This is a genomic window from Sphingobacterium bovistauri, from assembly GCF_020295405.1.
GTDB classification, from domain to species: Bacteria; Bacteroidota; Bacteroidia; order Sphingobacteriales; family Sphingobacteriaceae; genus Sphingobacterium; species Sphingobacterium bovistauri.
Window position 1 is genome coordinate 1 of the sequence record NZ_JADEYP010000001.1, and the last position, 20,203, is coordinate 20,203.

At 33.0% G+C, this 20,203-nt stretch carries 15 protein-coding genes; 6 read left to right on the forward strand and 9 right to left on the reverse strand.

The genetic code is table 11. The annotated features are described in order from the left end of the window. Positions 1-133: 133 nt before the first annotated feature. Positions 134-823 carry a carboxylesterase family protein gene (locus IPZ78_RS00005; protein ID WP_225550802.1) on the reverse strand — a complete coding sequence of 230 codons (690 nt, stop codon included), beginning with the start codon at positions 821-823 and terminating at the stop codon, positions 134-136. 118 nt (positions 824-941) lie between these two features. Between IPZ78_RS00005 and IPZ78_RS00010 the strand changes: the two genes are divergently transcribed. Then, a complete protein-coding gene (locus tag IPZ78_RS00010) occupies positions 942-1,352 on the forward strand; it encodes a c-type cytochrome (RefSeq protein WP_225550804.1) in 411 nt (136 codons plus the stop codon). Positions 1,353-1,483: 131 nt separating this feature from the next. Here IPZ78_RS00010 and IPZ78_RS00015 read toward each other — a convergent pair whose 3' ends face one another. Beyond that, positions 1,484-2,164: a hypothetical protein gene (locus IPZ78_RS00015; protein ID WP_225550805.1), complete on the reverse strand. Its 681-nt coding sequence runs from the start codon at positions 2,162-2,164 to the stop codon at positions 1,484-1,486. A 222-nt stretch (positions 2,165-2,386) separates the two neighbouring features. Between IPZ78_RS00015 and IPZ78_RS00020 the strand changes: the two genes are divergently transcribed. Next, on the forward strand, positions 2,387-3,613 hold the full coding sequence (locus IPZ78_RS00020; RefSeq protein WP_225550807.1) for a metallophosphoesterase family protein: 1,227 nt from the start codon (positions 2,387-2,389) through the stop codon (positions 3,611-3,613). A gap of 3 nt (positions 3,614-3,616) precedes the next feature. Then, complete coding sequence (locus tag IPZ78_RS00025) at positions 3,617-6,652, forward strand: AAA family ATPase (protein ID WP_225550808.1); 3,036 nt, start codon at positions 3,617-3,619, stop codon at positions 6,650-6,652. Between the two features lie 98 nt (positions 6,653-6,750). Here the strand turns inward: IPZ78_RS00025 and IPZ78_RS00030 are convergent, their stop codons facing one another. The 3 genes from IPZ78_RS00030 to IPZ78_RS00040 all read right to left on the reverse strand — a co-directional run bounded on the left by IPZ78_RS00030 (position 6,751) and on the right by IPZ78_RS00040 (position 10,129). Next, a complete protein-coding gene (locus IPZ78_RS00030; protein ID WP_225550810.1) occupies positions 6,751-7,833 on the reverse strand; it encodes an acyl-CoA dehydrogenase family protein in 1,083 nt (360 codons plus the stop codon). A 1-nt stretch (position 7,834) separates the two neighbouring features. Further along, positions 7,835-8,443, reverse strand: coding sequence for a nicotinamide riboside transporter PnuC (gene pnuC / locus IPZ78_RS00035; protein WP_225550812.1), 609 nt, complete (start codon positions 8,441-8,443; stop codon positions 7,835-7,837). 192 nt (positions 8,444-8,635) lie between these two features. Beyond that, the gene (locus IPZ78_RS00040; protein ID WP_225550813.1) at positions 8,636-10,129 is read right to left on the reverse strand and encodes a malate:quinone oxidoreductase; all 1,494 of its coding nucleotides are present in this window, start codon (positions 10,127-10,129) and stop codon (positions 8,636-8,638) included. Between the two features lie 239 nt (positions 10,130-10,368). Between IPZ78_RS00040 and fabG the strand changes: the two genes are divergently transcribed. Next, on the forward strand, positions 10,369-11,112 hold the full coding sequence (fabG, locus tag IPZ78_RS00045; RefSeq protein ID WP_225550815.1) for a 3-oxoacyl-[acyl-carrier-protein] reductase: 744 nt from the start codon (positions 10,369-10,371) through the stop codon (positions 11,110-11,112). 77 nt (positions 11,113-11,189) lie between these two features. Beyond that, on the forward strand, positions 11,190-12,173 hold the full coding sequence (locus IPZ78_RS00050) for a LuxE/PaaK family acyltransferase (protein ID WP_225550817.1): 984 nt from the start codon (positions 11,190-11,192) through the stop codon (positions 12,171-12,173). A gap of 41 nt (positions 12,174-12,214) precedes the next feature. Here IPZ78_RS00050 and IPZ78_RS00055 read toward each other — a convergent pair whose 3' ends face one another. Both IPZ78_RS00055 and ypfJ read right to left on the reverse strand, forming a co-directional pair. Next, positions 12,215-12,682, reverse strand: a complete 468-nt coding sequence (locus IPZ78_RS00055; protein WP_225550818.1) for a hypothetical protein — start codon at positions 12,680-12,682, stop codon at positions 12,215-12,217. 119 nt (positions 12,683-12,801) lie between these two features. Then, positions 12,802-13,665, reverse strand: a complete 864-nt coding sequence (gene ypfJ, locus IPZ78_RS00060; RefSeq protein ID WP_225550820.1) for a KPN_02809 family neutral zinc metallopeptidase — start codon at positions 13,663-13,665, stop codon at positions 12,802-12,804. A gap of 133 nt (positions 13,666-13,798) precedes the next feature. Between ypfJ and IPZ78_RS00065 the strand changes: the two genes are divergently transcribed. Continuing rightward, positions 13,799-14,377 (forward strand): PhnA domain-containing protein, encoded by a 579-nt coding sequence (locus IPZ78_RS00065; protein ID WP_225550822.1) that lies wholly within the window; start codon positions 13,799-13,801, stop codon positions 14,375-14,377. A 71-nt stretch (positions 14,378-14,448) separates the two neighbouring features. Here IPZ78_RS00065 and IPZ78_RS00070 read toward each other — a convergent pair whose 3' ends face one another. Together IPZ78_RS00070 and IPZ78_RS00075 are read right to left on the reverse strand one after the other, a co-directional pair. Continuing rightward, positions 14,449-15,753, reverse strand: a complete 1,305-nt coding sequence (locus IPZ78_RS00070) for an efflux RND transporter periplasmic adaptor subunit (RefSeq protein WP_225550824.1) — start codon at positions 15,751-15,753, stop codon at positions 14,449-14,451. A 9-nt stretch (positions 15,754-15,762) separates the two neighbouring features. Then, entirely contained in the window at positions 15,763-20,118 is a 4,356-nt protein-coding gene (locus IPZ78_RS00075; protein WP_225550825.1) for a CusA/CzcA family heavy metal efflux RND transporter, read from the reverse strand. Positions 20,119-20,203 lie beyond the last annotated feature (85 nt).

Sequence of the window (20,203 nt, forward strand, 5' to 3'; positions counted from 1 at the left end):
ATTGTACTTTCATATCGTTTTTTGGGTGCACCTCAATTTACAAAAAATTGAGGACAAAAAACATAAGCCCCGCCATTATTTTTTAATGACGGGGCTCTTTAATTAACAGACCTTTTTAGACAGCCTCATTTGTTTATTGAACTTTAGTATATTTCATCATCCAGTCATAAATAGCATCCTGATGAAATAATTTTTCAACAGATCCATGCGTACCACCTTTAATAATTGTAAGTTTAGTATCAGCCTGCTGGTCACATTTTTTTATGGCATTATAAATTTTCTTTGATTCTGATGAAGGTACTGCCCTATCTGCACTTCCATGTTGTATCCACATGGGTACTTTTGTAAGATTACAGGCATCATTTATATTTCCACCACCACATATGGCGACAGCGGCAGCTACACGATTAGGATATTTTCCGGCAACATGCATTGTACCATAAGCCCCCATACTCATCCCACATACATAAATACGTGTTGGATCAGCATTATAATTCTCTAAAACATAATCAATTACTTCTATCACCTTATCTGGATTCCAGCCATTGTTTGTCTGAGGAGCCACAATAATTGCATTTGGTAATTGATGACCCTTTTCTTTAGCGTATAAAACACCATATCGTTTTACTCTGTCTAGATTATTTCCAGACAAGCTTTTCCCATGTAAGAATACGATTACTGGAAGTGAACTTGTTTTGTCAACAGTCTCTGGCATATGTAAGAGAAAATTATAATATGTCTTATTACGTATTGGGAAGGTTTCCGCATTTAAATTTACAAGCTGAAATAAAAAAGCTAAAACTATTAAGATTCTAACGTTCATAATATGATATCAATGTTGTTATGCAAATTTACAAAAAAAGTTAATTACCAAAATCGATGACTTTATTATGACAATACAAATATTATTAGTAATATTAGAATTAAATTAAAAAAAAGAGATGAGAAATAAAAGAAAAATAAGTTTTATAGCAGGTATCATTACATTAGTAATAGCAATAAGTGCCTTTACTACACAGCCAGTACAGGAGGATAATAAGCCTAAAAATTTGAAGGTTTTGTCAAAAAAAATATCCGATGAAGAGTTAACTAAAGTAATGCGTGGATTTAATGCTGCACTTGGTGTAAAATGCGGTTATTGTCATGCCCCTAAAGCAAATGGTGAGAAAGGTATGGATTTTGCAAGTGATGCTAATCCTAAAAAGGATATTGCTCGTCAAATGATAAAAATGACCAACAAAATAAATAAAAAGTATTTTAATAAGGAATATGATGGGGCAATTAAGAATATCGCTTGTGAAACCTGTCATAATGGAGCTGCCTCACCTAAAGTGATACAATCCACTAAGTAAACTCAAAAAAACGATCATTAATCAGTTTTATAGGTGTCAATGTGAAATTTTATACTATAATAGTGATGCTAATAAAAAAGCAGTAGTTGAAATTATTCCACTACTGCTTTTTTATTAGTAATAAGTATATTTTATCTAAAAGTATAATTAACACCTATTGAAACAGCAGTTCTACCTTCAAAATTATTTCCACCAATCTCACCATCAAAAGCATCTCCTACTACATTTCCCTTAACATCTAAGTTTAAATCCCAATTGTCATTTAAACGAAGTGTTTGAATAACACCAACGTTCATAGTTGGTTTAGCTTTTTTCTGATAATCTAAAGCAGAGATTACACCAAATCCAGCATATGGGATTAAATTATATAGCCTATTCAAATCTACTCCATAGGCATCATTACTCCAGTGAAAAAGCACATCGGCATGGGCGTGAATAAAATTGAATTTTTGTTTATATAAAAAGTGTGGAGCACCAATTACATGTCCCTTTTGTGGATCAATAGCCAAACCAGCTGTTTGAGTTAATCCTTTAATTTGTCCACCATCAATATTTACTCTTACACCAAAGTTCGTTTCCTCAATCCACTTACCAGCACTAATACCAAAATTTGGAGAAATTCTTTTGCCAACACTTTCTTGCTTATCGTGGTCACCAATAAAAACTTGAGCACCAACATTAGCACTAAAAAACCAATTTTTCAGACTCTGAGAACCTTTAACAGGTGGTTTTTTTTCGATTGGTTCATTAGCTAATGCAAACGAATTAAAAGCTAAAGTTATAGCTAATATTGGTGTAAATTTATATTTCATAAAGTGAAAGTATTTTTGGTTTAATAAAACAATTAATTAAGTACAATTATGTATTTTTTAATCAGACAAATTTAAAGTTTACTTATTTAATTATATATGTGATTTTAATAATTAAGGCGATAAATTAAAAAATCATAGATATATAGCTACAAATGATAATCTATTAGTAATTTTATCCTTTATGAAGGATTGAATTCCTATTAAAGATATTAGAATATATAAATGAAGATATTACATACTGCAGACTGGCATTTGGGTAAAAAACTTGATTATATAAATCGTATAGATGAGCAAAGAGAGGTGCTGAAAGAAATTTGTGAGATTGCTAATCAGGAAAAAGTAGATTTGGTGATTGTTGCTGGTGATCTTTTTGACACTTTTAACCCATCAGTAGATGCGACAGAATTATTATATAAAACACTTAAGGATTTGACAGCTAATGGAAGCCGTCCGGTAATAGCTATTGCTGGTAATCATGATTCTCCAGATAGAATTGATTCACCAGACCCATTGGCTCGAGCATGTGGTATTATATTTATTGGCTATCCACATGCGGTTGTTAAACCTTTTGTAATGGATAACCAATTTGAAATTACAAAGTCTGACAAAGGGTTCGTAGAAATTAAATTACAATGCATAGCCTACCCTATACGCATAATTACTACAGCATATGCAAATGAATTGCGATTAAAGCAATATTTAGGTGTTGAAAATAAAGGAGAAAAACTGAATGAGGTTTTACATAATAATTGGCAAAATTTAGCTGATCAATATTGTGATGGTAATGGAGTCAATATTCTGACAGCTCATCTGTACATGTTGGAACGTGGAGGTGAAATTCTAGAGGAACCTGAAGGAGAAAAGCCTATCCGAATCGGAAATGCAGATATTGTTTATACAGACGCCATTCCATCTCAAATTCAATATACAGCCTTAGGACATTTACATCGTTATCAGTTTATCAAAGGTCATCAACACCCTGTCGTCTACTCTAGCTCTCCACTAGCTTATTCGTTTTCGGAAGCAGGTCAACAAAAGAAAGTCGTTGTCATAAATATTGAGCCAAATCAAGCACCTAGGATTGAAACGATTTCAATACGTAGTGGCAAAGCTTTATGTAGGAAGAAATTTGATAATATTGATCTTGCTGTAAATTGGTTAAATGAGAATCCGTATACCTTGGTAGAATTGACTTTAATAAGTGATACATTTATATCATCGGCAGACTTAAAAAGAATCCATGATGCGCATGATGGCATAGTAAATATTATTCCAATTGTAAAGAATAATGAAATTCAAGCTGAAAATTCAGAAAAAGTAAAACTAGATCAAGATATTCATTCTTTGTTTGGTGATTATTTTCGTAGTAAATATGGTCAAGATCCAAATGATGAACTCAACGATTTATTTAAAGAGGTATTAACGCATTCAAAAGATTTGGAAGAATAAAATATGTTACCACTATATTTAAGTATTGAAGGACTATACTCCTATCAACAAAAGCAGGAAATAGATTTCACAAATCTGAGTGAGGCAGGACTGTTTGGAATATTTGGCTCAGTTGGTTCAGGTAAATCTTCTATTCTTGAAGCAATTGGATATGCATTGTACGGAGAAACCGAACGTTTAAATAGCAAAGAGAAAAGAACATACAATATGTTGAATTTGAAATCTAATCAAGTTTTGATTGATTTTCAATTCTTGAATTATGATGGACGAAAATTTCGCTTTGTCGCACAATGGAGACGCAAAAAGAAATTTCAAGATATCACAGATCATGAAAGAAATGCCTATGAGTGGAAAGATAATAATTGGTTGCCTCTAGAATCAAATGACGGTGCAGAAATTACAAATTTATCCTATGCTAATTTTAAACGTACAATTATAATTCCACAAGGTCAATTCAAGGAATTCTTAGAACTTAAGGGAAAAGATCGTTCAGAAATGATGAAAGAGATTTTCTTTCTGAATAAATACGATTTGGGTCCTAAAGTTTCTAATCTTCTTGCAGAAAATAATAAAAAACTAGAACACCTAAAAGGTGCACTAAGTGGATTTGAGGAAATAAATACGGAAATAATTGAAGAGAAAAACGAACTTTTTCTTTCGTTAGAAAAAGGCTTAATTGAGCTTAAAAATAGTTTTGAACAATTAGAGATTCAACATAAAGCACTTCAGATAACTAAACAAAACCGTCTGGACTTGGTAGGTAAACAAAACCAATTGACAGATTTAGAAGAAAAAAAATCACATATTCAGAAGATTGAATCAGAAGTCAATGAATATGAATTGGTCTCAACTTATTTTAGAGAACACATACTTAATCTAAATCATATTAATACCAACAAAAAGTTATTATTAACCAAAATTGAAAATTTAAAAGAATCAAAGGATAGCTTAAAGGTAGGTCTTGATGATGTGGAAAAACGCCTAGAAATAACACTTCCAGCATATCAAAATCTAGATAAATCAAAAGCTGAAGTTCAAGATTTATTAAAGGTAATCCAAAACCTGGAACTTAAAGAGGTTAAAAAGGAAAAGCTAGCAAATATAGATAAGGGAAACTCATTCTATGAGAAGCAAAAAAAGGAAGAGCAAAAATTCAGTAATATTATTAAACAACTCGAGCAAGAAATCGATAATATTAAAAATTCAAAAATAAATACATCTGAATTATTAGCTATTGATTCATGGTACACGAAGCGTGATCAGATTAATAACCAAATTGTTGACGAAAAAGATCTACTGAATAAGGCTTCCGAACAATTGTTTGAACTAAAGGATATTTTTATTAAATACGATTTAAATGAATCTAATTGGCTGTATAGCTTAGATAGTAAATATCATTCTTTGGCATCAAAAGAATTTGATTTAAAGAATGATGAGAGTGATCTTCGCTTGAAAAAAGAGCTCTCGCAATATATACACAATTTACATGATGGTGAGCCGTGTCCTTTGTGCGGATCTAATGAGCACCCCTCTCCTATGCAAATAGAAAATTTGGATATGGATTTTGAAAATTTATCTATTCAACATAAAAATTTAATAGATGAAAAAACTTTCTTAGATAAATTGAAATCAGAGCTTTCGCTAGCAGCATCGAAGATTAGTGAAAAAAAGCTTGAATTAGAAAAATTAAATCAATCTAAATTGGTCTTGGAAAAGGTATATGACGATCATTTAGCATGTTTTATATGGCCTGATTTTGATGAAAATAATCGTGATGATTTTGAGATTAAAAAATCTGATTTTTTTAAAATCGAAGCACTAATCATTCAAAAGGAAAAATTCTTACAAGAAAATCGTACAGAACTTCAAAATACCAGAGAACTGCTGCATAAATCCGAACAGAAACTGAATAACTACCAAAATGAAATCAGTGTTCTTGAAGGATCAATAAAACAAAATTTGCAACAAATTCAATCTATTGACGTAAAAGATTATCTGTCTTTTGATAAATTTATGTTGGATAATAGTATCAAAGAAAGAACTTCTGAGATAAATTCAATACAAAGAAGTTATGAAGATCTTACTAAGAAATTATTAGAATTTAAGACGCAATATGCACAAGTAAAAGGTACATATATTGAAGCTCAAGAGCAATATGTTCAATACAGTACAAAGGCACAGGAATTACAGAAATTATTGACGAACTTACTTATTGAATTTAAATACTCGGATATAGCTTCAGTACAATTAATTTTGAATAAAGGGCTTGATACTAATGCATTAAGAGGTAAAGTGCAAAGTTTTCAGGTAGCTTATCAAACATTAACGAATCAAATTCAGGAATTACTAGAAAAAACGGAAAATGACAATTATTCAGATGAAAAATTTGATGAATTGTCCAATTTGATAGTTGTCCGAAAGAATGAATTAATGATTAAAACTGAGTCTTATGGTGCGTTGAAAGATGATTTGATGCGCCTAAATATCGAATTGGAACGAAAAAAAGATCTTTTGGTACAATACGAGCAATTAGAGGTTCGGAAAAAGAACCTTGATATACTCTTTAATATGTTTAAGGGTAATGGTTTTGTGAATTATGTATCAAGTATTCATCTACATCGCTTATGTGAAATTGCAAATCATCGTTTTAATAGACTTACTAAAAACCAATTAAGTTTGGTGATTAATGAAAATAATGAATTCGAAGTAATAGACTACTTAAATGATGGATATAGACGCTCAGCAAAAACACTTTCAGGTGGACAGTCATTCCAAGCCTCTCTATGTTTAGCACTAGCTTTAGCCGAAAATATTCAATGGCTTAATAAAGCTGACAAAAATTTCTTTTTTATTGATGAGGGATTCGGAACTCAAGATTCAGAAAGTATAAATACAGTATTTGATACATTACAATATTTACATCAAGAGAATCGTATAGTCGGAATTATTTCACATGTCGAGGAGCTCAAAGAACGTATGCCACGATCAATTACTGTAGTAAAGGATATGGAAAAAGGTAGTCAGATTATTGTAAACTAATTACTTGTAGTAAGTAACTCTTCATTAAACTTTTAAGTCTTATACTCTATAATTGAATATAATCATAGAGTATAAGATTTTTGATAATAGTTTAGGTTTTAGGCCTCAATATTCAATAAGCTATGCTGTGTAGCCGTAAAAATATTACGGAAAACTATATTTAGTTCATTATCTCTTTGCGCCCCAGAAATACCAACTAGCGGGAAAATGGTTGTTACAGACGCTCTGATTTCACTTACAATTCTTCTAGATTCTGATGTAATTTCGCTTAATAATTCTTCACTAATAGTATGTTCATCAGCAGAAACTTGTTCCCAAAGTAGTTGGATTAAATTTTTCGCCTTTTGCTCATAGTTTTGCGACTGCTGCTGAAGGTTGTCGATTTGGTGAAAACGAGATTTACTATATTTTTTAGACCATTCTAGATTTTTAGATTTTTCGAAAAAATACTTTTCTGATAAATCCAAAAAACGTTTATACATCCCCAAATAATTAGGAAGTAGAGTTAATTCGGCAAAAGTCATAAACGGAATATTGTAAAGCTCACTGTCAACCTTCTTTTCTGATGGCTTCAATTCGAATGCATAAGATGGTTCTACACTTATATTTTCCAAAGAAAAACTATGTGATGCTGTACATTCTAGACCAAATGTATCCCAGTCATAGTGAATTAAAACATGCTGTTTGGGGACAAAGAATGAAAACATTTTAGGCTCTCCTACCTCATTTAATCGTTGAATAGGACCATCGTAGATAAAAGTATTCAATGTAAAATGTGTCAAATGAGGAGCTCCAGTCGCATATTGCCAAGTTCCTGTTAAATAATATTTTTTTCCATCCCATATAGCTTTTCCATTTGCACGTCCACTACCACCAAAACATACTTTTGGATCATCAAAAACTGATTTAGCAATTTGTGGATTTATAAATCCACAAAACATATTAGCTCCCGAACATAATGTAACAGTCCAAGCTAGCCCCCCATCCCAATATGATAATTCCTTAATTAAGTTGAATCCATCTAACAAACTTAATTCTAATCCATTATATTTTTCAGGAACCCATATATTAAACCAGTTATTTTCATATATGATTTCAAGTTGTTCAGCTACTAATTGTTTAGCTTGTATTCCTTTTGCTTGCGCATCTCGAATAATTGCTATAGTTTGTTCGTTAAGCATATTAAATAGAATTGGATTCGATTTTCATAATTTTAGCCCATTTGATGTAACCAAAAATAGCGACAACAAAAAGAAAAGTTGTTAATACGGCAAAAAGATATAATTCTTTGTGGATCAACAAAGGGACAGCGAATGCATTACTAATATTCAGCAATATCCAATTTTCAATCTTGCGTCTAGCTAATAACCACATTCCAGCCCAAGCTGTGCAAGATACCCAAGCATCCCAGATCGGTACATCGGAATCTGTAAAAGTGATAAGGAATAAATAGAGAATAGCAAAAGCACCTATAACAATCCCAATTACAGTGCTCCAATCTGTAGACTCACATGATGTAATAGGTTGTTCTCTAGCGCTTTGATTTGTTTTCCAATACCACCAGCCGTAAATACTCATCACCAGATAATATATGTTTAAGGCTATATCTGCATATAGTTTTGCACCAAATAGCACATACATACCAGACACGATACCTAGGATACCAAAAAGATAATTGGAAACTTTATTGTTTTTGCTGAGAAGTACTTGTATAATACCACAAAGTACAGAGAATCTCTCTAACCAAGAGGTCTCTTGAAAGGCTTGTGTAATTTGATTGATAATTTCCATTTAAGTGAGTTAAAATTAATTAAAACTTCACTTACGGAAATGCTATAATTGACAGCTTTTAGAAATTAATCCCTACGCCAGCATTACCTGGATCAGGTTCCTTCCGTTGAACGGAATTGGGTATAATCTCAGCTTAAAAAGTAGAGCTTTTTATAGCTCTACTTTAGCACCCCATAAGTTTCTTAACTTATATTAATCCATTTTCAATACGCGTTGCGAATGCTCACGAACTTGCGCACAAAGTTCTGGATTATCATTTAGTGATTGACCCCATGAAGGAATCATTTCACGTAGTTTATTCTTATATTCCGAAGATTTTGCTCGGTCAGGGAAACATTTTTTCAATAACTGAATCATGATAGCCACTGAGGTTGAAGCGCCTGGTGAAGCACCTAATAAAGCAGCAATAGAGCCGTCAGCACTCGAAACCACTTCCGTACCAAACTCTAACACGCCACCATGCTTAGGGTCCTTTTTAATAACCTGTACACGTTGACCTGCTTTTTCAATTACCCAGTCTTCCATCTTAGCTGTAGGCATAAATTGTTTCAAAGATTCCAATTTATCTTTTGGCTTTTTCATTACTTCCGTAATCAAGTATTTCGTCAAATCTAAATTGTCTAAACCTGCAGACAACATTGGCTTAATGTTTGACAATTTAATTGAGGCAGGTAAATCAAAGAATGAACCTTGTTTCAAGAATTTAGTTGAAAAACCAGCGTAAGGTCCAAATAATAAAGCTTGTTTACCATCAATAAAACGAGTGTCCAAGTGAGGAACAGACATTGGAGGTGCACCTACAGAAGCTTTACCGTAAACCTTCGCTTGATGTTGTTTGATAATATCTTCATTCGTACATCTCAACCATTGACCACCTACAGGGAATCCACCGTAACCATTAGCCTCAGGAATTCCTGATTTTTCCAATAATAATAAGGAATGACCTCCAGCTCCTATGAAAACAAATTTAGCTTTAATTTCACGCTTATCACCAGTCTTAAGATCTTTCACTTCTACTTCCCAGCGACCATCATCTTCACGATCAATATCTTTTACTTCTTGATTTACTGAAATATTAATATTCTTTTTGGAAGCTAAATTAGCTATTAAATCTCTTGTCAATGCACCAAAATTTACATCTGTACCGATATCCATTTTTGTTGCAGCAATAGCCTCATTACTCGTTCTTCCTTCCATCATTAATGGAACCCATTGCTCTAGTAATGTTTTATCTTCGGTATACTCCATTCCTTTGAATAGAGTTTCATTAGTCATAGCCTCAAAACGTGTTTTCAAAAAAGCAACATCATCAGTACCAAAGACAGCACTCATATGAGGTACTTTACGAATAAAGTTTTCAGGACTTTTAATAATCCCCTTCTCTACCAAATAAGTCCAAAACTGTTTTGAAACTTCAAATTGTTCAGCAATTTTAATTGCCTTATCTATTTTAACTGAACCGTTAGCTTGCTGAGGTGTATAATTCAATTCACATAAAGCAGAGTGACCTGTACCTGCATTATTCCAAGCATCAGAACTCTCAGCGGCTACAACATCCAAGCGTTCTAATATTTCAATATCAATATCAGGATTTAACTCATTGATCAATGTACCAAGAGTCGCACTCATGATACCACCACCAATTAGCACTACATCAACTTCTGATTTTTGTTTTTTCTTGCCCATGACTAGTATTAATTGCAACAAAATTAACATTCATAAATCTTTCTAACGAATCAATTTGTCAATTTATACTCATTTATTTTGAATTTTTTTCATGAATAGTCAACGATGTTAAAAATTTGAAATTCATTGTCATAATTTAATAAATTACCACTATTTCAAAATTTGTGTATTTTTGCTAGACACTCACTTTTGAAGTTTTCTTTGATTGTGATTAATTAAGAAACTATAAATATTTATATATGAAATTATTAGAGGGAAAAACGGCTTTAGTAACTGGTGCTTCAAAAGGTATTGGCCGTAAAATTGCCGAGGTATTTGCTCAAAATGGTGCTAATGTAGCTTTCACATACCTATCATCTGTGGAAAAAGGTCAAGCTTTAGAGCAAGAGTTACAGGCTTTCGGTACTAAAGTGGTGGGTTATCGCTCAGATGCTTCAAAATTTGATGAAGCAGAACAATTGATAAATGACATCGTAAATGATTTCGGTACAATTGATATTGTTGTAAATAATGCTGGTATCACGAAAGATGGTCTGTTAATGCGCATGACAGAAGAAAACTGGGATGATGTCATCAATGTAAACTTGAAATCTATTTTCAATGTAACTAAGGCTGCATCAAAAATTATGATGAAACAACGTAAAGGTTCATTCATCAATATGTCTTCTGTAGTAGGTATTCAGGGGAATGCTGGTCAAGCTAATTATGCGGCTTCAAAAGCTGGAATCATTGGATTTACTAAATCTGTCGCTAAAGAGTTGGGATCACGTAACATTCGTGCTAATGTAATTGCTCCAGGATTTATCCGTACAGAGATGACTGATGTTTTAGATCCTAAGGTAGTTGCTGGTTGGGAAGCTGGTATACCATTAAAACGCGCTGGCTCTACTGAAGATATAGCAAATGCTTGTTTATTCTTAGCTTCGGATTTATCATCTTATATCACAGGTCAAACTTTATCTGTTGACGGAGGTATGGTTTAATCCTAAAACTTATAAAATTAATATAAAGCGTCTTGAAAGAATCCAAGACGCTTTTTTTATGATTATATTTGTAATCTATGGTGGCAAAAGAAGATGTATTCTCTATTGAGAATGATGATGACTTTAATCGTATCGCATTAAAAATTTTTCAGTATCAAATAGAAAACAATGAAGTATATAAGAAATATGTAAATAATTTACATATTGACAAATCGACTGTACAACATTACACAGACATACCTTTTCTTCCAATCCAGTTTTTTAAGACACAAAAAGTTTCTACTATACAGAACAAACCCTTAATAACTTTTACAAGCTCTGGTACTACAGGTATGATTAATAGTCAACATCATGTGTACGATTTAGATTGGTATGAATTAAGTTTTCGTAAAGCTTTTGAACAGTTCTATGGTAAAGCAGAAAATGTAGCAATACTTGCACTACTTCCATCCTACTTAGAAAGAGATGGTTCATCACTTATTTACATGATTGATGATTTAATCAAATCATCAAATCTACCGCAGAGTAATTATTTTCTTTATAATCACGAGGAATTATATCATATTCTTAACCAACTGAAGTCACAAGGGACAAAAACTCTATTAATTGGAGTAACCTATGCACTATTGGATTTTGTAGAAAATTATAAAATTGATTTTCCAGAACTAATAGTTATGGAAACTGGTGGTATGAAGGGAAAACGTAAGGAAATGATTCGAGAAGAATTACATCAAGTGTTAAATGAAGGATTTGGTGTAATGAGTATTCATTCTGAATATGGAATGACAGAATTATTATCACAAGGGTATTCAAATGGCTATGGATTATTCAAAACACCTAAGTGGATGAAAATATTGATCAGAGACACTAATGACCCATTGACGTTAATTACGAATAATAATACTGGTGCAATCAATGTAATTGATTTAGCTAATGTTCACTCCTGTTCGTTTATTGCAACACAGGATTTAGGAAGAAAATATGAAGATGATGGATCTTTTGAAGTACTAGGTAGATTTGACAATGCAGATATTAGGGGGTGCAATTTATTAGTACAATAAAATTGTGGTAGAATCTTTAATACGATTCTACCACAATTTTATTATTGCAATTTAAAATCAATTGCATAAATTTTTTCGTTTGACTTTAATTTAAACTCAGATGAAAAATATGAATAATCATGTTTTAAGTACATATTAAAATAAACAGTTCCACCATTTTTAATTTCTAATATGTGTGGATCAGGTGCAACTTCTAAACCAAATACAACACTTGAAACTGTGTAAGTCATATATTCTGCAAAACTACCAACTGAAGAAATACCTTTATCTTTAAAAGTTAAAGTCTTAAGAGGAGCATCATTTAAATCCAAATCTACATAGTTAATTGTTTCACCCTTATCATTCCTAATAACTTCAGTGTATCGAACCGCCTTCCACAATTTACCTTGTAGATCACTATCGATTTTTGACTTTACTTGATCTTCAGAAATAAATTTATCATTAGAACCACAACCATAAATAAAACCTAGAAAAAAAACAACTAAAGGGATAATTTTTAAACTTTTCATAAACTAATTATTGATTAAAAGCAAATATAGTTAAGAAAGGCATCTCTTCAAAGTCACAAAGTAGAAGATATGCTACATATTTTTAATCAACAATCAATAGATTTAACCTTACCAATGTGTTATAAATTCAATTCTTTAAATGTATTTCCTGCATTTAGATCTCCTGTCTCATACCCTTTTTTAAACCAATACATCCGTTGTTCAGATGTACCATGTGTAAAAGATTCAGGATTAGAATAACCTTGAGATTTTTCCTGAATATGATCATCTCCCACTGCCGCAGCCGCAGTCATTCCATCAACTATATCTTGGTAAGTTAATTCAATACTTGTCAATTTGTTTACATAGTGCGCCCACACTCCAGCATAAAAATCTGCCTGCAATTCCGTCATTACAGAAACTTTATTATATTCAATCTCACTAATTTTGTTACGCATCTGATTTGTTTTACCTAATACACCTGTCAAATTTTGAATATGGTGCCCTACTTCATGAGCGATAACATACGCCAATGCAAATTCTCCCTTTGCGCCAAATTTAGTACTCAGTTCCTTATTAAAACTTAAATCCAAATACACTTTTTGATCAGCAGGACAGTAAAATGGTCCAAACGCAGAATGACCAGTTCCGCATCCGCCAGTTTCATAAGATTGATTATAAACTAACAAGGTAGGTTTAGGGTATTCTTGTCCAGACTGTTGAAATATATGAGTCCATACTTCATCTGTACTGGTTAATACAACTTCAGAAAATTGCAGTAAACGATCTTCTTCGGGTGTTGATTGATACTCGCCTTGTTGTGTGCTGGCTAAACCACCATCACCTTGCATTTGCTGTAACAGTTGCCCTGGATCGCCTCCCATAAAAAGACTTATTAACAAAACAATTACACCACCAACACCTCCTAATGCTAGTTTTTTTCCGCCAGACATGCCTCGTCTATCTTCGACATTGCCACCTGTACGACCTCCTTGCCATTTCATAATTATTATATTTGATTATTAGTTTATTCAATTATACAAATACCTTACCAAATACTAAAATAACTTTCGTAAAATAATCCTACTACAATATGCTGTCAATTTTGTGTATTTTTAGCTTTTATTTTTAACCGATATGAGTTTAGAAAAACAACTTCAAGAAAGAAGCGGAAATCAATGTGAATTGTGTAATAGCACTTCAAGCCTCACAATCTACGAAGTTCCACCTGTATCTATTGTTAACACAGATAATAGCATTTATGTTTGTCAAAATTGTAAATCCCAATTAGACAAAACGGAGCAAATTGATCCTGAGCATTGGAAAGTACTTAGTGAAACTATGTGGTCTGAACATGCGGCAGTCCAAATAGTGGCCTGGAGGGTATTAAGTAGATTAAGAAATGAAAGTTGGGCTATTGATAATTTAGATATTTTATATCTTGACGAGGAATCATTAGAGTGGGCCAAGAAAACTGGCGACCATGAATCAGATGCAACTGTTGCATTTCATCAAGATTCAAATAATACACGTTTGTACGAAGGTGATACTGTGGTATTGATAAAGACATTGGATGTTAAAGGTTCTTCTGTCAATGCAAAATTAGGCACTGTAGTTAAAAATATTCGATTAGATCCCAATAATACAGAGTACATAGAAGGAAAAATCGATGGACAGACTATTGTCATTTTGACAAAGTATTTAAGAAAGGGATAATATTCATCGTTATTAAAATTAAGAGGTAATTTTTATTTAAAAATATCACCTCTTAATTTTTGCAATACGTATTAATGGGAATGACCACCTGTATCACTCAGTTTGGCATTAATGAAAAAGGCACCTTTTGTTACGACAATTGTGTGTTCTGGTAATTCAACTACAGGAACTATAGCTGTATACCCCTGATCAGAAGCACCTTTTGCTATTTCTATTTTTTCAAATCTGACATTATTTTTTTGTGTATTAGCATGAGCTGCAGACTCGGATTCATTACTATGATTATGACTTTCTTCTCCTTCATCATGACTATGTCCATGATCATCATGTGAAGACTCATTATGCTCATCAGCTTCTTTATCAGTTTTTATAAAAATATAGGATTTTCCCTCAACATCTACAATTGCTGCTGTAGGAACTGCCAATGTAAGATTGTTTGCCAAATTAATTAATCCAACAGCGTTCATACCATCAATCAGTCCTGTACGGTCACCTTGAATACTGCAATGAACTGAAATGGTTTTACTATCATTCTCGAATGAAGCCCCTATTTTATACACTGTAGCTTTGTATGATTTCTCAGGACTATTTGTCAATTTAAAATCCACTTGTTGCCCTAAAGTAATATCGCCTATATTCCTTTCAAAAACCTGTAAATCAAGATGTATTGATGAATTGTCTATAATTTCAGCAACGGGTGAAGAAACATCTACATAAGCGCCTACTTGAGCATTAATACGGCTAATAGTACCACTAATTGGTGCAACAATTGCCATTCCGTTTCTGATGTTCGTATTTGAAATAGATGAAGTAGTTATCCCCATCATTTGTAACCTCTTGATTAAAGAAGCTTTTTGTGTTTTGAGCTTTTTTAATTCTGTGGCTGCACTTTGCAAATTTTTCTTAGCACCAGCATCGTTATTAAATAGCTCTTGCTGTCTTTCAAATTCTTGTTCTGCATACAGCAATTGATTATTTACTGTAAGGTATTGCTCTTGAACATCTATGAATTCAGGATTAGAAATTGTTGCTAACACTTGACCCTTCTTCACATAATCTCCATCCTGAACATTAACAGAGTTAACAACACCTCCAAACAAAGCCGCTACAGAAGCTTTATTACTATTTGGAACACGTAGTATCCCATTGATTTTATTTGAGGAGGTAATATTCATCTTGGTGAGTGTGCTCAATTCTATGCCGACAGCCTTTATTTGATCTGCATTAAGTTCAGCAATAGTTTTAGGAGCTTCTTTATTATGCTCATCTACTTTTTCTTCTTTTACTTTAGTACCTTCCTTGCGTGTATTTGTATCACAACTATAACTTATAGCGCAAAAAAGTATACAGCATATTAGTATGTTATTGAATTTCATATTTGAAGTTTATTGATTAAGAACAGAATTAATATTGATAACCGACTCGTTTATTTTTTGGATAGATTCCAAATACTTAAGTTGAATGTTGGTCGACCTTTGCAGGGCTAAAAGGTACTCAACATATGATATTTCACCAGTTTTGTACCCTAATTGTGAGGCATTAACGATCTTTATAGCATTTGGAATAGCTTGGTTTTTATAGTAGAGATATTGCTGAACGTCTTGATTATACTGATTCATTAATGTTTTGAATTGATTTTTTAAGTTATTTGTTGTTAACAACATATTCTGTTCAGCTATTTGTTTTTCATATTCCATAGCCTTTACTCTTGATTTAGTAGCGGTATAAGTCAACGGAATACTTACCCCAATATTAAAGGATGTAAATCTGTTTTTAGCTCCAAAGTATTGTTCCACACCGTTTTTTAAATGATCTCCAATTAAAGATTGATTTGTAATACCAACAGAAAATTCGGGTAATCCCTCAGATTTTGTTAATTTAATATTTGCATCGTGCAAATTCATTTCATTTTCATACAATCGAATAAGCGGATGACTAGCCAAGGCAACACTATCAAATACTTGCGTTAGGTTCAATGGTTCATATTCGACGATATTGGTGATTTTAAAGTCTTCATTGGTAAACAACAGTGCTTTTAGATTTGCATAGGCATTCATCATCAAGACTTCGTTTTGCTTCCACAACAAGTGTATTTCACCTTTTTCAGTCTCAGCTGTATTTATTTCTATCTTTTTAATATCACCTGCATTAAAGCGCACTGTCGCAATGCGAATAAAATCATCATACAAACTATCCAAGCTCTCCAATTGCATATTATTGTGCTCCAAATATTGCAACTGATAATAGTATGTGCGAATTTCTTTGAGAATCTCTATTGAGTTAACATCCTTTTCAATTAACCTTTGATTTAACGAACCATTATACACTGCTCTACGCGCGGAAAATATTGTTGGAAATGGAATACTTTGTGAAATAGCGTAAGATTGGTCAAATTTTGGACTATTATATTGCCCCAATTGGCCTTCTAGATTCAGTTTCGGTAGCTCTCCAATAGTTCCTTTCAATGCTTCACTATATTTAATGCGTAAATCACTATTAACTAAAGCTTTATTATTTATTTTGGCTATTTCAATTAATTCTTCTAATGAATACTGTTTAGTTTGGGCACTTGCTGAGTTCATTAAACCAAAAGATAAAATCGTCAATACAACTACGACATATTTGGAATTAAGCTTCTTAGATTTTTTATCAAAAAGAATATAAAGCATTGGTAAAACAAATAATGTCAAAAAAGTTGCTGTAATTAATCCACCGATCACAACAGTAGCCAAAGGTTTTTGAACCTCCGCTCCAGCTCCAGACGAAATTGCCATTGGGAGGAATCCCAAGGATGCTACTGTCGCTGTCATTAATACAGGTCTCAATCGTATTTTTGCACCTTCCATAACACGCTGATACACATCACTCATGCCTTCTTTTTCTAAATCATTGAATGTGCCAATTAATACTATCCCATTTAATACCGCTACACCAAATAAGGCAATAAACCCAATCCCTGCACTGATGCTAAAAGGCATATCACGAATTAATAGTGCAAAAATGCCCCCTATTGCAGACATTGGAATTGCTGTAAAAATCAATAAAGCTTGTTTAGCTGAATGAAACGTAAAATATAAAAGGGAAAAAATCAGGAGTAATGAAACAGGTACTGCAATTAACAATCTATTTGTAGCCTTTTGAAGATTTTCAAATTGTCCACCAAAAGAAAAATAGTAACCAGATGGCAATTTGATTTGTGTGGCTAGTTCCTTCTCAATATCTGTCACCACGGACTGTACATCTCTATCTGCTACATTAAAACCTATCACAATTCTTCTTTTTCCAGACTCACGTGAGATCTGTGCAGGGCCTTGTTCATAAGTTACAGATGCCAATTGATACATCGGAATTTGATTACCATCCTTTGTAGCAACTTGTAAATTTTCTACATCTTTGATATCCGTTCTATTCGCACTATCCAATCTTACTACCAAGTCAAATCTTCTTTCATTTTCGAATACTTGACCAGCTACTTTCCCTGCAAATGCGGTACTCAAAACATCATTGACTTCCTCTACTGTTACTCCATAATTTCCTAAATTTAGTCGATTGTATTTCACATTAATTTGTGGTAAACCGGTCACTCTTTCTATTTGTGGTGCGGTCGTACCTTCTACACTCTGGATAATTGCGCCTACCTTATTGGCGTAATTTGCTAATGTATCCATATTTTCACCAAATATCTTGACAGCTACATCCTGACGAATACCAGTCATCAATTCATTAAAGCGCATTTGTATAGGTTGATTAGATTCAAAGAATACACCAGGTATCACTTCCAATTTTTCCATTATTGCATCGGCCAATTCGCCATAGAACATTTCCGATTTCCAATCATCTTTCGGTTTAAGAACAATCATCATATCTGTCGCTTCTGGAGGCATTGGATCTGTTGGTACTTCGGCAGAGCCCGTTTTACCTACTACCATTTTTACTTCATCAAATTCTTTTATGATTCGTGAAGCTTGCATGGATGTTTCAATACTTTGACTCAATGAGCTACCTTGAGGAAGTATACAGTGAAAAGCAAAGTCTCCTTCTTGCAATTGGGGAATAAACTCTCCTCCCATTCTACTAAAAATGTATATACTTATACCAAAAATTAGAACCGTAGCAAGCACTATTATTTTTTTTATTTTAAGACTTTTATCTAATAATGGTTCATAGTAATAATGAATCTTTTTAATCATCCTATCGGAGAAAGTATCTTTAAGATGCGGTTTCTTCGATAAAAATTGTGCACTCATCATCGGAATATAGGTCAATGATAATATCAACGCCCCAAGAATAGCAAAACTTACCGTTTGTGCCATTGGGGTAAACATTTTCCCTTCAACACCGGTCAAAGTCAGGATCGGAATATAAACGATAAGAATAATAATCTCTCCAAAAGCAGCACTAGATCTAATTTTTGACGCAGAAACATATACTTCTTTATCCATTTCCTCTTGAGTAAATTGTTTAGTTGATTTTCGCAAACCCAAATGATGTAAAGTTGCTTCAACGATAATAACAGCACCATCGACTATCAAACCAAAATCTATCGCTCCCAAACTCATCAAATTGGCAGAAACACCAAATACACGCATCATTCCCAATGCAAATAATAGTGATAAAGGGATAGCTGAGGCGACGATTAATCCAGCACGCAAATTTCCTAAGAAAATAACCAATACAAATATGACAATAAGTGCCCCTTCGATTAGATTACGCTGCACTGTTGCAATTGCTCTACCCACTAGGTCTGTCCTATCCAAATATGGTTCGATAACGATATCTTTTGGTAGAGAATTTTGGATGACGGGTATACGTTCCTTTACACGCTTAACAACATCATTACTATTCTCACCTTTTAACATCATCACTATGCCACCTACAGCATCTACTTCACCATTATAAGTCAAAGCGCCATAACGTATTGCAGAGCCAAAACGAACTTCAGCTACATTTTTTATAAATATGGGTACACTTGAATTGTTAGTTTTTATTGAAATATTTCCAATTTCTTCTAAGGAAGTCACTAGACCTATTCCTCTTATAAAGTAAGCATTAGGTTTTTTATCAATGTAAGCGCCTCCCGTATTTTCATTGTTAGTTTCTAACGCATTGAAAATGTCAGATATACTGATATTATAAGATTTTAAGCGAATAGGGTCTACAGCGACTTCATACTGTTTTAGTTCACCACCAAAACTATTAATTTCTGCTACACCTGGGGTGCCGTACAATTGCCTTGCTACAATCCAATCTTGCATTTCACGCAAGTCTTTAGCATTATATTTATCTTCACTACCCTTCTTTGGATGTAAAATATATTGGTAAACTTCACCAAGGCCGGTGCTCACAGGGGCTAATTCAGGTGCTTCCACAGATTTCAGCATTTTTTCTTTCGCCTCACCTATTCGTTCATTAATTTGTTGTCTTGCGAAATAAATATCTATATCATCTCTAAATACTATGGTTACCACAGATAATCCGAATCTTGATATACTCCTAACTTCCTCTACACCTTGCAGATTGGCTATGCTTTGTTCTATTGGGAAGGTTACGAATTGTTCTACTTCTTGTCCAGCTAATGTTGGACATGATGTTATAATTTGGACCTGATTATTGGTAATATCGGGTACTGCATCAATAGGTAGTTTTGTAGCACTCCATACACCCCAGATGATTAATACCAAGGTCATGATTGCAACAACGATTTTGTTCTGAATACTGAACTTAATAATCTTATCTAACATGAAATTTTGTTTAATAAATAATATCGTTAAAAGCCCTTTCAGGCTCAAAAAAGCAATAAACAGCTTAATTCAATTAACTGCTTAC